The organism is Lacrimispora sphenoides, from assembly GCF_900105215.1.
GTDB classification, from domain to species: Bacteria; Bacillota; Clostridia; order Lachnospirales; family Lachnospiraceae; genus Lacrimispora; species Lacrimispora sphenoides_A.
This window is the reverse complement of record NZ_FOIP01000001.1, coordinates 1,668,286-1,683,011: the sequence shown is the minus strand read 5'-3', so window position 1 is coordinate 1,683,011 and position 14,726 is coordinate 1,668,286. Positions and strand designations below refer to the sequence as shown.

Below are 14,726 nucleotides of genomic sequence, written 5' to 3'. Positions count from 1 at the left end.
TTTTTACCTGGAGCCACACATCTTTATGACAAAGACACCCTGCCTGACAATAATTCATTGTTAGACAGGGTGTCTTTGTCCATAATCATATTCGTTCTTCTCTCCGGTCTTCTCTTTGCTTCATTTTCTCTTTCAGTAATCCCAAAACTGCTGGTATGACGGATATAAATATGATGCCAAATATAACAAATGTAAAATTATGCTTTACCGCAGGCAGGTTTCCAAAGTAATAGCCGCCCAAAGTAAACAGTATGACCCAGGCCAGTCCACCGACTATATTATATGAGATGAATCTCATATACTTCATTTCTCCTATTCCGGCTACAAATGGAGCAAAGGTACGGATAATGGGTATGAACCTTGCTATGATAATAGTTGCGGCACCGTGTTTTTCATAGAATTTATGAGTTTTTATCAGATGCTCTCTTTTTATGAATCTCAAATTTTCTTTTTCATATATCCTGCGGCCAATGGTTCTTCCAAGTGTATAATTTGCGGTATCTCCAAGTACCGCTGCTAAACCATTTATCAGGAGCAATAGCTTGATATCAAGGAAACCCAGGGCAGCAAAAGCACCAGACGCAAATAACAGGGAATCGCCTGGAAGAAACGGAGTCACAACCAGTCCTGTTTCACAAAAAATAATTAAAAATAAAATCAAATAGGTTCCAGCTCCGAAATGTTGGATTATCAAGTTCATATAGCTATCTAAATGAAGAATTACATCAATACCGTATTTTATAATATTCATTATTTTTCCGCCTTAAGTTTCGTATTCTTTTTTTAAAAACAAAAGAATTTTATCACAAAATCATTTGCATATCAAACCATTTAGACTCAAACTATATATTTTTTTTTACCCTTCTTCAAATTCCTCCACCATCCGGTATCCAACGCCCATTTCCGTAAGAATATACTGGGGCGCTCCAGGATTTTCCTCTATCTTACGCCTTATATTCGCCATGTTGACGCGAAGGGTATGGCTTTCATCGGTATAAACCCCCCATATTTCCCGTATGATAAAATCATGGGTAAGCACCTTGCCTGCATTCTTGGACAGTAAAACCAACAGCTTATATTCAATAGGTGTTAAATGGATTTTTTCTCCATCTTTGTATACGACCCGTTTATTATAATCGATTTCCAGCTTCCCAGTGGTAAACGTTTCATCCCCCTGAGCTTCTGCGACGGCCGATTGAGGGCTGTGCCGCATTGCCGTCCGTATCCGGGCAAGAAGTTCTGAGGTACCAAATGGTTTTACAATATAATCGTCAGCGCCGAAGTCAAGGGCAGCCACTTTCTCACGTTCGTGACCGCGGGCGGAAACCACAATCACAGGAGTCTTTGACCATTGACGTATCGTTTTAAGGATCTCTACACCATCAATATCCGGCAGTCCAAGATCCAGAAGGATGATATCGGGAACACGGGAGGTAAACAGGGAAAGTCCTTCCTTCCCTGTTTTGGCTTTAACCACCTGATAACCATTTGAGGTCAGAATGGCAGATATAAAATTGCAAATCGCATCTTCATCTTCAATGATCAGCACCATTGGTTTTATATCCATATTTATTCACTTCCTTTCAAGGGCAGGGTGAAGCGGAATACCGTTCCTCCGTCCTTTCTGTTTTCAGCCTCTAAGTTTCCCTGATGAGCATTTACAATGGTTTTGCAGATGGACAGACCGATCCCCATCCCTCTCGAGGAATCAGCGCTCCTGTTTTCGTTTGGTTTATAACCTGCAAACAGATGGGGTAGATCTTCACTTAGAATTCCCCTTCCCCTGTCCAGCACTTCGAATTTTGCCCTTGTTCCTTCCCTCTCCAAACGAACCTCAATGGAAGAATCGGCTGGAGAATATTTAATAGCATTCTCAAGAAGGTTTATCAGCACCTGCACAATTAAGGTTCCATCCATTGGGACCTCTAAAAATTCCTCCGGGACATGAACATGAATTTTACTCTGGGGAAATCTTCGTTTGATACGGCTTACGGCCTCTCCTACGACCTCCTCCGCTGCCTCCGGGCTTTTCTTAAGATTGGAAGAATCTTCATTGATCCGTGTCACGGAGAGCAGATTTTCCACCATACGTATGAGCCATTGTGATTCCTCCTGTATGTTGGCGATCAGGCTGTCCTGGGTATTTTCATCAAGCATCTTCCCATTTTCCCGAATCACGGAGCTGGCACCCAAGATGCCTGCAAGAGGCGTGCGCAGATCATGGGATATTGCCCGCAAAAGGGTACTGCGCATCTTTTCCTTTTCCGACTCCACTATCATGTTCCGTTGTTCATCGGAAAGGTGCTGCCGCTCCAGGGCCATGGCTACCTGGGAAGCGATCATGCGTAAAAACAGTCGGGTATTATGGTCAAGATTCCCTTTTCCACAGGAAATTCCCCAGACAGCAAGAACCTTTCCCTGAGAAATCACCGGCATATAAAACGCTGCCGCTCCCATCAGGGTATCGGTTCCTGCTCCAGCACGCTTCTGGTTTAAGAATACCCAGTGGGCAACGGCCTTTTCATCGGCGGAGTTTAAGACATCGGAACCGATATCATCAGCCGACTGCACTACTTCACCATTCTCCCCTTGTTCAGGATCCGTGGTAAAAAATATGATAGAGCGTTCAAACAGCTTAACCACATAGTCGTTTGTAAGAGCCACGATCCCGTCAAGGCCCCTTGTGGCAAGTAACTTTTTATTGATCTCATACAGGATTTCAGTACGGTGTTCTCTTTTCACGGCCAGCCGGGCTTCCGCTTTCATGCGAACGGTCAAAGCGCTTGTAATTAAAGCGACTAAGAGCATGATGACAAAGGTCAGGGGATAGCCGGATTGGATTGCGTTAAAAGTGTAATAAGGCTCTGTAAAAAAGAAATTAAAGGTCAGTACGCTGACCGCAGAAGCAACAACTCCATACCAATACCCTTCCGTCATTCGGGAAACCAGTAAAACGGAGAAAATATAAACCATTATGATATTCTGGTTCATAATATTAAGCCTGTGAAGCCAAAGGGACAACAGGGTGGCGCCACCTAAAATAGAGAGTGCTTTTACAGTGTCCGTCCAAGAAAAATGAATACTGTCATGTTTCGTTTTTTTTCTTGGCTCTTTATAGTTGCGTTTGGCAGCGCTCCCAGGTATGATGTGGATTTCTATATTAGGCAAAAGAGAGATAAGCTTATCTTCAAAATCCATGTCGAACAGATTCTTAAGTGTTTTTTTATTTCTGCTTTTACCCACTACGATGTTTGTGATACCGGATAGCTTGGCATATTCCGATACAGTGGCGGCAATATCATGTCCAGTCAGGTTGACAAGCTCAGCCCCAAGCTTCTCTGCCAGGTCCAGGTTCGCACGGATGGTCCTCTGCTGCTCAGCGGTAAGATCCTCGCTTTCCGTACTCTCCACGTACAATGCGGCCCAGCTTGCGTGAAATGCTTCCGCCGCCCGCGCTGTCCACCGGATGCATTTTGCCGATGAGGGAGAAGCTCCGATGCAGACAAGCAGCTTGGTGTTAGCCATTTTATCGGATAAGCTCCGCTCACTCTGATTCTCCAAGCTGATCTTATCCGCAGCGCAGCGCAGGGCGATCTCTCGCAAAAGCCGCAGGTTATCCTGTGTGAAAAAATTCTGCATGGCCGTTTCCGCCCGGTCAGTTCGGTAGATCTTACCTCCTTCCAGACGGCGCAGCAGTTCATCCGGTTCAATATCCACCAGTTCGATTTTCTCCGCCCGGTCAAAGATATAATCCGGTACGGTTTCCCGGACCCTGACCTTTGTGATGTTCTCGATCACGTCATTTAAGCTTTCCATATGCTGAACATTCACAGTTGTATAAACATCGATCCCTGCTCCCAAAAGCTCTTCAATGTCCTGATAACGTTTTTTATTCCTTCCGCCCTCTGCATTGGTATGGGCCAGCTCATCCACAAGAATCAATTCCGGTTTAAGTTCCAGAGCCTTATCTAAGTCGAATTCCTTTAGCTCTATATTGCGGTATGATACGGTTTTGGGTGGAAGCACCGGCAGACCATGCAGTTTCTGCATGGTCTCAGGACGGGTATGAGGCTCGATATAGCCAACTAAAACGTCGATCCCGCTTTTTAGGCGTTCCTGGGCGTCGTCAAGCATTGCAAAGGTTTTTCCTACACCGGCAGCATATCCAAAAAATATTTTTAACCTGCCCGGCCTTTGGTCCCGATGCGTCTGAATATCCTCTAAAATCGCGTCAGGGTCAGGTCTGTAATCAAAGGATTCCATCCAAATACCACCACCTTACTTTTTAGATATCATACCACTTTTTTTATCTGCAGCAAACCATCAAGAGCTAAATTCACCTTTAAAACATTTACACCCGGTTCGCCGATAAATCCAAGAAAGCGCCCCTTTGTACAGGTCTTAATAATGCCTCTCACTTCATCCTCTGTTAAATTCCTGGCGGCAGCAATCCTTGCCACCTGGTATTCTGCCGCTTCAGGAGAAATATGAGGATCAACGCCGCTTCCTGATGCCGTAACCAGATCCATGGGAATATCCTCCTGATTGCCGGGGTCAAAGGAATGCCACCAGTTTATACGTTCTAAAACAAGGGTTTTCTGCTCTTTGCTGACAGGGGAGAGATTTGTCACGCCGGAGGGCCTTCCAATAAGATATTGGGGTTTTGTAAACTCCTGGGCCAGCAACTGAGATCCATATTCCTTTTGTGTTCCATCCTTTTGGGTAACAACGATCATGCTGCCGTTTGCCTGATCCGGAAACAGCAGCTGGGCTGCCCCCGTAACTGCAGCCGTATAAATGATACCGCACAATATGGTCATTATGCCAAAGCATATAACAGCGGTTTTTAATAATTTCATGATTTTCATAGTTTCTATTCACCTCATGCAAGACCGCAAGCGGTCAGAATCATATCTATCAGCTTGATTGCGAAAAAAGGCGCGCAGATCCCGCCCAGGCCATAGACCAGCAGGTTCCTTGTCAGCAGCTTTTCAGCCGGCATCTCCCGGTATTTTACCCCTTTAAGAGCAAGAGGAATCAGTGCAATAATGATCAATGCATTATAAATGATTGCTGAAAGCATGGCACTTTTGGCGCTGGTCAGACTCATAAAATTCAGAGCTTCCAGCTGTGGATAAATGCCGAAAAACAGTACAGGAATGATGGCAAAATACTTTGCTACATCGTTTGCCACACTAAAGGTCGTCAAAGACCCTCTTGTCATCAAAAGCTGCTTGCCGATCCGGACAATATCGATGAGCTTGGTAGGACTGGAGTCTAAATCCACCATGTTTCCTGCCTCCTTGGCAGCCTGGGTTCCTGAATTCATTGCAACCGCAACATCTGCCTGTGCCAGGGCAGGAGCATCATTTGTGCCGTCTCCGGTCATGGCGACCAGATGGCCTTTGGCCTGGTAATCACGGATGAGGGCCAGTTTTGCTTCCGGCGTAGCTTCCGCAAGAAAATCATCAACGCCCGCTTCTGCAGCAATAGCCGCCGCCGTCATGGGGTTGTCACCGGTGATCATAATGGTCTTGATGCCCATTTTACGCAGATCTTCAAAACGTTCTTTTACGCCGTTTTTCACGATGTCCTTTAAATAGACCACGCCCATTACCTGATTGTTTTTTGCCACCACAAGAGGAGTGCCTCCTGCCTCGGCAACACGCGTTACAAGCTTCTCACATTCCTCCGGGTAGTTGCCTCCCTTTTCCAGCACATAGGCTTTGATGGTATCAGCAGCACCTTTCCGGATCTCGTTTTCCTGATAGTCGATGCCGCTCATCCTTGTTTTTGCTGTAAATTCCACAAAGCTTGCGCCCAGGGTCGAAAGCTCCCTGCCCCGTATCCCGAACCGTTCCTTTGCTAGAACCACAATGCTTCTTCCTTCCGCTGTCTGGTCCGCAAGAGAGGAAAGCTGGGCCGCATCGGCAAGCTCCTGCTCTGTAACGCCGGCCACCGGCAGAAATTCACTTGCCTGGCGGTTTCCCAAGGTAATAGTCCCGGTCTTATCAAGCAGCAGAACATCCACATCCCCGGCAGCTTCAATGGCCCGCCCGCTCATTGCCAGAACATTGGCCTGATTTAAGCGGCTCATGCCTGCAATGCCGATGGAGGATAGAAGTGCGCCAATGGTAGTAGGCGCCAAGCATACCAAAAGGGCAATGACATTGGTGATGGAGATGGCGGAACCGGATCCTGCCTGGAGGCTTGCAAAGCCGGTAAAGGGCCGCAAGGCTGCCGTAACCACAAGAAAGATAATGGTAAGGGTTATGAGCAAAATCTGCAAAGCCACTTCATTAGGCGTTTTCTTTCTGGATGCACCTTCCACCATGGATATCATTTTATCGAGAAAGCTTTCTCCTACTTCCGCCGTTACTTCGATGATCAGCCAGTCAGACACCAGGGTGGTTCCCCCTGTTACAGCGCTTCGGTCGCCGCCGGATTCCCGGATAACCGGCGCAGATTCGCCGGTAATAGCACTTTCGTCCACAGAGGCTGCCCCATCGATCACTTCCCCATCCATTGGAATCTGCTCCCCTGCCCTGACATATACGATATCTCCTTTTTTCAAGGTATTGGAAAGAACCTCAGTATAATCGTCTATATTGGATGGCGTTTTCAGTTTTCTTGCCTTAACGTCCTTTTTGGCACTGCGCAGGCTGTCTGCCTGTGCCCGCCCCCGCCCCTCTGCAATCGCTTCTGCAAAGTTTGCAAACAGGACGGTAAACCATAAAATCAGGGATATGGTTAAGGTATAACCCGAATTCTCATCCTTAAGTCCTGCAAAGGAAAGAAAATATAAAACACCGGTCAGGACTGCTCCTATATAAACCACCAGCATGACAGGATTTTTCACCTGCACCCTGGGAGACAGCTTTACAAAGGACTGTCTCAGCGCATCATAAAAGATGCTTTTATCAACACTCTTTTTTTCCATTCTAATCACCTTCTGTCACTGCATTGTAAAGAAATCGGCTATGGGACCAAGGGCCAGCGCCGGCAAAAAGCTCAGCGCACCGATGATAAGGATAACTCCGATCAAAAGTCCTATAAATATACCATTGCTGGTGGACAATGTGCCCTCGCTGACGGCTACGGCTTTCTTCCTTGCCATATTGCCGGCTAGGAAAATGACGGCTGTCATGGGAATAAACCGAACCAGCAGCATAATGATCCCGCCTAAAATATTGGTAAACGGGGTATTCCCGTAGAACCCTCCAAAGGAACTGCCATTGTTATTCGCCATGGAAGAAAAGGCATACAAAATCTCTGAAAATCCATGGGCTCCTGAATTGGTCAACCATGACCGGGCACCATGCATAGAGACGGCTGCGGAAGTTCCTATAAGCGCCAGAAGCGGGGGAACAAGGACAATTAAGCAAACCATCTTCATATCAAAGGGTTCTACCTTTTTCCCCAGGTACTCCGGAGTCCGGCCAACCATTAAGCCTGCTATAAATACGGTAAGGAGTACAAATGCAAGCATTCCATAAAGTCCGCTTCCCACACCGCCGAATACAATTTCACCCAGCTGCATAAGGAACATGGAAACCATTCCTCCAAGGGGAGTAAGGCTGTCGTGCATTGCGTTCACGGAGCCGTTTGATGCCGCCGTGGTCACCACTGCCCATAAAGAGGAAGCACCGACACCATGAATTACCTCCTTGCCCTCCATGCTGCCGGAAACTGCTGCGTGTTCAAACACAGGAGCCGCAAACTGCTCGCTGACGGTTATGGCAGCAAGAGCTGCGACAAAGAAGATCATCATAGTAATATAAATTGATCGCCCCTGCCTGCCGTCTTTTACTGCCCTTCCAAAGCTTACGCAAAGCGCCGCAGGAATCAGTAGAATGGATAGAACCTGTATCAGGTTCGAGAAGGCAGTTGGATTCTCAAGCGGAAACGCGGAGTTCATCCCAAAGAAGCCGCCTCCGTTCGTTCCAAGCTGCTTGATCGCGATCTGGCTTGCCGCAGGACCTAAGGGGATTGTCTGCAAGGCTCCATTTTCCAGCATGGCAACTTCTTTATAGGGGCCAAACGTCTGTACCACCCCCTGGGAAACAAGCAGCAAAGCCACGAGAAAAGAAATCGGGATCAGGATATAAAGCGAGGACCTTATTAAGTCCGCCCAAAAATTCCCGATGGTTTTTTTCTGTTTCAGGACAAAGCCTCTGATTAAGGCAAAGAGGACGGCAATCCCCGTAGCAGCCGACACGAAGTTCTGGACGGCAAGGCCTGAAAACTGGGTGAAATAGGACAGGGTGGATTCGCCTGAATAGGACTGCCAGTTGGTGTTGGAGATAAAACTGGCGGCTGTGTTAAAAGCCAGATGCCAGCTGGTTCCTTTCATTCCCTCCGGATTAAATGGCAGAATCCCCTGCAGCATCAGCAAACCGAAAAGAAAAACAAAGCCTGCCCCGCTGAATAGAAAAACGGAGAGTGCATACTTCCCTGCGTTCATCTCATCCTCGGCGTCAATGCCCATAAGCTTATAAATCCCCTTTTCCACAGGGGCAAGGGCAGGTGTCAATAATACCCTCTGCCCTGTCATAACCTTGTATATATAAATGCCTAAAGGTATGGACAATCCAACTAAAACAGCAATATAAAATATATCCTGCAAAACAATTTGGCTCATAACTGATCACCTCGAAATAAAATATAAAATAAATAAATTAGCAATGAAACACCGATAATGCTTACCAGCATCAAAATAGCTCCCATGATATCCTCTCCTGATCCTTTTATTTTTCTTCTCCCTATGCTCACAATCATATCAGAGAAAAAATCAAGACGGTGTTAAAATGAAAAGGTGCCATGTCAAGAAGTTGTCAAGATTACACGGCACCCCTCAGTCAAGCGCTTCCATGCAGCCTTCCCCGAAAAAACTGCATAAGAAAACACACCAAGGCTATCTTCCTCCACGGTGTGTCTTCTTTAAATATTGTAAAAGAGTATTACTTCCGATTATAAAAATTAAGTATGCGATTTGCCAGGCTTTCTGAATCCAGTTCATGCTCTCTTAGGAGTTCCCTTGCAGAGCCGGATCTACCATAGACGTCATTCACGCCTATTTTTAAAACTGGGACCGGATAATTTTCAGACAGTGCATCACACACCGCGCTTCCTAAACCGCCGATAATGGAATGCTCCTCCACTACTACTATTTTCGCTGTCTTTTTTGCTGACTGTATCACTAAATCCTTATCCAAGGGCTTAATGGTATGGATATTTATTATCTGTACCTGAAGCCCTTTTTCCGCCAATACCTTCTCTGCCTCAAGCACTTCATTTACCAGAATCCCATTTGCAATGACAGTAATATCTCTGCCCTCTTTTAATACGACACCTTTCCCAATCTCAAAATGATAGTCTTCCCTCTGATTAACAGGAGGAACAGGGACTCTTCCAAATCTTAAATAAACAGGCCCTTTATGGTTATATGCTGCCTTTACCGATGCTTTTGTTTCTATGTCATCCGAAGGACATATGACAACCATTCCCGGTATGGTCCTCATGATAGCAAAGTCCTCATTGCATTGATGCGTGGCTCCATCCTCTCCTACAGAGATCCCTCCGTGAGTGGCTCCGATTTTTACATTTAAACCAGGGTATCCAATGGAATTGCGTATCTGTTCAAACCCACGACCTGCCGTAAACATGGCAAAGGAACTGGCAAAGGGGATCTTACCTGTTAAAGATAAGCCTGCAGAAACCCCCATCATATTACACTCTGCAATCCCGCAGTCGATATGTCGGTCAGGAAATGCCTTTTTAAAATAAGCGGTCTTTGTCGCAGAAGCCAGATCAGCATCCAATACAAGTAAATCTTCATGGATATTACCTAATTCCACTAATGCTTCGCCATAACTGTCTCTGGTTGCCTTCTTTATGATCCCTGACATAACAACTTCCTTTCCCTTTCCAATTCGTCCATAGCAAGCTGATACTGTTCTTCATTCAGTACACCGCTATGCCAGTACAAATTATCTTCCATAAATGAGATGCCTTTTCCCTTTATTGTCTTCGTAATAATGACCGTTGGTTTTCCTTTTACCTGCTTTGCCGTCAGAAAGGCTTCTTCCAGTTCCTCAAAGTTATGGCCGTTGACTGTCACGGCATGAAACCCAAAAGCCTCAAACTTCTTGTCAATGGGATAGGGAGAACAGATCTCCTCAACGGTTCCGTCTATCTGGAGATTATTATTATCTACAATCACGACCAGATTGTCTAATTCTCTGTGGGCTGCAAACATGGCTGCTTCCCATACCTGCCCTTCCTGTATTTCCCCGTCACCTGCAAGCGCGTAGACACGGTAGTTTTTAGAAGACAGCTTCCCTGACAAAGCCATCCCGGCAGCAACGGAGATACCCTGTCCCAAAGATCCGCTGGACATATCCACGCCAGGCGTTTTCTTCATATCCGGATGCCCCTGTAACCTGGAACCTATTTTCCGAAAAGTCGATAATTCATCCACAGGAAAGAATCCACGGTTAGCCAGTACTGCATAGTACCCTGGCGTTATATGACCCTTGGATAAGATAAACCGGTCACGGTCTTCCTTTCCCGGGTCTTTTTCATTAATATTCAACTCTTTAAAAAACAGGTATGCCAGTATTTCTGCTGCGGATAAAGACCCTCCCGGATGTCCGCAGCCTGCACTATATACGGCCTCAATGATTCCCTTGCGGATATCATTGGCTATTAATTGCAGCTCCTTATACTCCATTCCAATCCCTCTTTCTTTAATCTCTGACAGAAGAGCTGTAATGCCTGAACCTACCATCAAGCATTACAGCCTTCCTCTCTATGTATCATGATTCTGATTCTTTTCTCCCAGGTTTCTTAATTGAGACAGCGATCATGACTGCCAATACTCCGAATACGAATATGGTGGCAGCTATAGGTCCTAATTGCCCGGCTTTGCCGATTAAGAATCCGGAAGCTATAAAATCCAGATCAGAGAAGGTTGTTCCCTGGTAACCCAGATCACCAAGCAATGGCATTAAAAGAAGCGGAGCAAAGGTCAGCATTAAACCGTTTATAAAGGATCCAAATACAGCTCCTTTTACCCCTCCGTTGGCATTGCCGAAAACTCCCGCCGTAGCGCCGCAGAAGAAGTGAGGCACAACTCCCGGCAATATGATGATTCCTCCGGTAAGAATAAGCATTATCATACCTACGATCCCGCCTACAAAACTGGAGAAGAAACCAATTAATACAGCATTTGGCGCAAAGGTATACACAATCGGGCAGTCTAACGCCGGTTTCGCATTGGGAATCAGCCTTTCCGAAATACCCTTGAATGCAGGCACAATTTCTGCAAGGATCAGACGCACACCCTGTAAAATGATAAATACTCCTGCCGCAAACTGAATCCCTTTTGTAATGGAAAACATAATGTAATTTGTTCCGTCTGACCAGTTATTCTTTACATAGTCCGGTCCGCAAAAGAGTGCAAGGATCAGATAAAAGATAACCATAGTCAGGGAAATAGAAACGGAACTGTCTCTTAAAAATGCAAGTGATTTCGGGAATTCTATCTCTTCCGTGGACTTAGAATTTTTCCCTACTAATTTACCGATCATTGCAGAAGACCAATAACCGATGGTGCTGAAATGTCCGAAAGCCACATCATCGGATTTCGTTATCTTTTTCATCGTCGGCTGTGCCAGGGCAGGGAACAGCACCATAACAATTCCAAGGGCAACCGCTCCCACTACGACTGTCGCAGCGGTAGACATGCCAATGGTAATCAAGATAACACCAATCATACAAGCCATATAAAGAGTATGATGTCCTGTGAGAAAAACATATTTAAACCTGGTAATACGGGCAATTAAGATATTGGCGAACATTCCGAAAAACATGATCAGGGCAGTAACCTGGCCATACTCTTTTAATGCCACCGCAATAATGGCCTCGTTATTTGGCACAACTCCTGCCGTATGAAATGCTTCCTGAAACATTCCTCCCAATGGGGCCAGGGATGTGACGATTACATCTGCTCCTGCCGATAACACGATAAAACCAAGAAATGACTTTATCGTACCTCTGATGGTATCTGCTGCAGGTTTCTTTTGAAGCAATAAGCCAATCAATGCAATTAATGCCACTAATACTGCAGGGGTCGAAAGAATTTCCTGTATTATATTTAAAACAGCCATTGTCTTCTCCTCTCTTTGCGCAATTAGATTACATTCAGTTTCCTTAAGGACTCTTCCAATTTTTCCTTCAGTTCTTTTTTATCCAGCAGGTTATCAAGCTCTACGACCCCTTTCAAATGGGTCATTGCCATAGCGATATCTCTTCCTGCAATAAAGATATCTGCCGCTCCCGGTGTCGCACCCCCTAAATCACTGTGATCCACCTCAATTCCTGCTGCCCCAATCTCCTTTAACACATTTTTTATATTCATTTCCATCATAAAACTGCTTCCAAGCCCTGAACCGCAAACCGCCAATATCTTCATATGACATTTACCTCGTTTTTTTATTCCTCATCAATATCAAGCAATTTGATGACATCCTCCACTGAGTTACAAGCTACGAATTGTTCCCTGGTATCTTCATTGGTTAAAATATTAGATAGTTGGGCAAGCGCTCTTAAATGTGTGCGATTATCAATCGCCGCCATGGTAATGAATACCTTAACCGGCTTTTGGGGATTATCCAGCACGCAAACCTCTTCTTCCAGCTTCAAAAAGCTCATTCCCAGTTTATTGACCCCTGTTTGATTCTGTGCATGGGGGATCGCAACATAGGGACATATTACGATATAGGGACCAAAGCCCTTTACATTATCTATCATTGCATTGATATAATCTTTTGTTATGGAACCATTCTCCAATAAAGGCCTTGCTCCCAGCCAGATTGCTTCCTCCCAACTGTTCACACGGGAAGCAAATTGTATGGTTTCCTTCGTAAGAAGGTCTTTTATCACAGGTAATCCTCCTTCTCTGTTGCTTTCTTTTTTATATTTCTTCTGCAAGAGGTTCTTTAAGTCGCTGCTTAATCCCTTCTGATCATGAATCACTGCATATTTCTCTACGATTTCCAAAATGGAATGAACTGATAAATTAGCTTCTGATTTGATTCCAAATACCGAAGAATATACCGCTTCACTTATTATAAATTTTTCTTCCACCGTTAAAATGGGGGAGGACAGGAACAAATACTTATCTTCAGGCACATCGATCCCCTCGGTAGTGGAAAAAACCATGTCATAAGTTTCAAGCGGAATCCCTTTGAATTCTTCTGCATTGCAGGTAGCCACAAAGTGTATTTCGGGAAATATTTTTATTAATTGGTTTTTCATCATAACAGAGCTTGCAAGTCCGTTCTGGCAAACGATAATCGCCCTTTTTCTGATCTTATCCTGATCCGGTAAATCCATTACCGTCATAAAATGCAAGGCAATATAGGCAATCTCATCATCGGGAATCAAGCAGTCCAAATAATCCCCAAAGGGCTCCAGTACGAATCTGCATATGTCAAATACCTCTCCGTACTCTTTTTTAACCTGCATCAATGCAGGATTCACTACCGGTATCCCATACTTCAGCCGAAAATAGGCCAAACGTAAATGCATCAGCATGTTTTCTGATATGCCCGCCTTCTTCTGCACCACGGTTCCTGTGATTACTTCAAAACGTTTAATCAGGCTTTGGCACATCTCCTGTAAAAATATGCTCTCCTGATCGTAAAGCTGGAAATACATGTTATCTCCCAAAGTCATGCTTAACAAAAGTACAAATAAATAGTCAATCTCTTCTTTGGACAAATGAAACGTCAGTGACTCATAAAAATCTGTTACAGCTTCATAAAGAGGGAGGTGGTTCCACATGGGTTCATGGATCAGTGGGGATTCGTATGTAATTGACTGACAGTGATAGGGCAGTAAACTGATAAAATAGATCACCAGGATTAGATATTCCTTCATAATCGGCAGATTAAATTCCTTAATCAGGGACTCTACCTTGTCTTTTGTTTCTTCAAATATAGCAGCATAGGAATTGTCCGACACTGCCAATGAGATCAGCTCTTTACATAAAAAGTTGTCTTTTAAGTTAATAATTGACAGTAATACCAGAGATCGGATTTTAATGGGCTCACCTTCAAAGTAATAACCTGATTTTCGTGAGTATTTTAATTCCACCTTGTACTGGCTGCCTATGCTTGCAATTTTTCTTAAATCACCTAAGACCGTATTCTTGCTTGATTGCAGCTTCGTAATAAAGTGATTCAACCCCAAAGGTTCCCTTGTACAAAAAATCTGAATACAGATCATCCAGATTTTATTTTCCCCATTAACAATGAATTTCTGATGGGGCAGGTTTAGCCTCGTTACTTTGTCGATTGTCTCCTTATTAATCAGAAATCTCCCTCTTGACAATCTGATTAAATCAATCTCATTTTCTTTCAGCAGTTCATTGATCTTACTCACATCATATTCAATCTGCCTTTTGGAACATCCTAATAAATCCATGGCTTTGTTAACAGTAAAATTTCTGTCACTCAGCAGATACTGCAATAAATTGAACGCGCGCTTTTCAATAACTTGCATTGCCCCACCTCTTTTATGCAATATATCACTGACTTTCATTAATTATTATAATTAAGCTTTATTTTCTATCTTAATTGATACCTAAATTTGTCATTTAAAAATATACAAAAATGTGCTCATAAAAAATACATAAAAAATGAGGGCAATCGATTGATTGC

General features: G+C 44.5%; 11 protein-coding genes. All 11 read right to left on the bottom strand.

Annotated elements, in window-relative coordinates; translation table 11 throughout:
• Window positions 1–85: 85 nt before the first annotated feature.
• Window positions 86–751 carry a DedA family protein gene (locus BMW45_RS07705; RefSeq protein ID WP_092241917.1) on the bottom strand — a complete coding sequence of 222 codons (666 nt, stop codon included), beginning with the start codon at window positions 749–751 and terminating at the stop codon, window positions 86–88.
• Window positions 752–856: 105 nt separating this feature from the next.
• On the bottom strand, window positions 857–1,567 hold the full coding sequence (locus tag BMW45_RS07700) for a response regulator (RefSeq protein ID WP_092241914.1): 711 nt from the start codon (window positions 1,565–1,567) through the stop codon (window positions 857–859).
• Between the two features lie 2 nt (window positions 1,568–1,569).
• Window positions 1,570–4,263 (bottom strand): sensor histidine kinase, encoded by a 2,694-nt coding sequence (locus BMW45_RS07695; RefSeq protein WP_092241911.1) that lies wholly within the window; start codon window positions 4,261–4,263, stop codon window positions 1,570–1,572.
• A gap of 29 nt (window positions 4,264–4,292) precedes the next feature.
• Window positions 4,293–4,868: a potassium-transporting ATPase subunit C gene (locus tag BMW45_RS07690; protein WP_092241909.1), complete on the bottom strand. Its 576-nt coding sequence runs from the start codon at window positions 4,866–4,868 to the stop codon at window positions 4,293–4,295.
• Between the two features lie 14 nt (window positions 4,869–4,882).
• Window positions 4,883–6,940, bottom strand: a complete 2,058-nt coding sequence (kdpB, locus tag BMW45_RS07685; protein ID WP_092241906.1) for a potassium-transporting ATPase subunit KdpB — start codon at window positions 6,938–6,940, stop codon at window positions 4,883–4,885.
• A 15-nt stretch (window positions 6,941–6,955) separates the two neighbouring features.
• Window positions 6,956–8,641: a potassium-transporting ATPase subunit KdpA gene (kdpA, locus tag BMW45_RS07680; RefSeq protein WP_092241904.1), complete on the bottom strand. Its 1,686-nt coding sequence runs from the start codon at window positions 8,639–8,641 to the stop codon at window positions 6,956–6,958.
• A 319-nt stretch (window positions 8,642–8,960) separates the two neighbouring features.
• On the bottom strand, window positions 8,961–9,908 hold the full coding sequence (locus BMW45_RS07670; protein WP_092241901.1) for a transketolase family protein: 948 nt from the start codon (window positions 9,906–9,908) through the stop codon (window positions 8,961–8,963).
• A complete protein-coding gene (locus BMW45_RS07665) occupies window positions 9,893–10,732 on the bottom strand; it encodes a transketolase (protein WP_092246273.1) in 840 nt (279 codons plus the stop codon). The genes BMW45_RS07670 and BMW45_RS07665 overlap by 16 nt, the downstream gene beginning before the upstream one ends.
• Window positions 10,733–10,817: 85 nt before the next feature.
• Window positions 10,818–12,170, bottom strand: a complete 1,353-nt coding sequence (locus BMW45_RS07660) for a PTS ascorbate transporter subunit IIC (RefSeq protein WP_092241899.1) — start codon at window positions 12,168–12,170, stop codon at window positions 10,818–10,820.
• A 23-nt stretch (window positions 12,171–12,193) separates the two neighbouring features.
• Window positions 12,194–12,475: a PTS sugar transporter subunit IIB gene (locus BMW45_RS07655; RefSeq protein WP_025230422.1), complete on the bottom strand. Its 282-nt coding sequence runs from the start codon at window positions 12,473–12,475 to the stop codon at window positions 12,194–12,196.
• Window positions 12,476–12,495: 20 nt separating this feature from the next.
• Entirely contained in the window at window positions 12,496–14,568 is a 2,073-nt protein-coding gene (locus tag BMW45_RS07650; protein ID WP_166433301.1) for a BglG family transcription antiterminator, read from the bottom strand.
• Between the last annotated feature and the right edge of the window lie 158 nt (window positions 14,569–14,726).

Coding starts and splice junctions, on each gene's coding strand:
- BMW45_RS07665 (WP_092246273.1), bottom strand. CDS start 10,732: ATGGAGTATAAGGAGCTGCAATTAATAGCCAATGATATCCGCAAGGGA.
- kdpA (WP_092241904.1), bottom strand. CDS start 8,641: ATGAGCCAAATTGTTTTGCAGGATATATTTTATATTGCTGTTTTAGTT.
- BMW45_RS07650 (WP_166433301.1), bottom strand. CDS start 14,568: ATGCAAGTTATTGAAAAGCGCGCGTTCAATTTATTGCAGTATCTGCTG.
- BMW45_RS07695 (WP_092241911.1), bottom strand. CDS start 4,263: ATGGAATCCTTTGATTACAGACCTGACCCTGACGCGATTTTAGAGGAT.
- BMW45_RS07670 (WP_092241901.1), bottom strand. CDS start 9,908: ATGTCAGGGATCATAAAGAAGGCAACCAGAGACAGTTATGGCGAAGCA.
- BMW45_RS07690 (WP_092241909.1), bottom strand. CDS start 4,868: ATGAAAATCATGAAATTATTAAAAACCGCTGTTATATGCTTTGGCATA.
- kdpB (WP_092241906.1), bottom strand. CDS start 6,940: ATGGAAAAAAAGAGTGTTGATAAAAGCATCTTTTATGATGCGCTGAGA.
- BMW45_RS07655 (WP_025230422.1), bottom strand. CDS start 12,475: ATGAAGATATTGGCGGTTTGCGGTTCAGGGCTTGGAAGCAGTTTTATG.
- BMW45_RS07705 (WP_092241917.1), bottom strand. CDS start 751: ATGAATATTATAAAATACGGTATTGATGTAATTCTTCATTTAGATAGC.
- BMW45_RS07700 (WP_092241914.1), bottom strand. CDS start 1,567: ATGGATATAAAACCAATGGTGCTGATCATTGAAGATGAAGATGCGATT.
- BMW45_RS07660 (WP_092241899.1), bottom strand. CDS start 12,170: ATGGCTGTTTTAAATATAATACAGGAAATTCTTTCGACCCCTGCAGTA.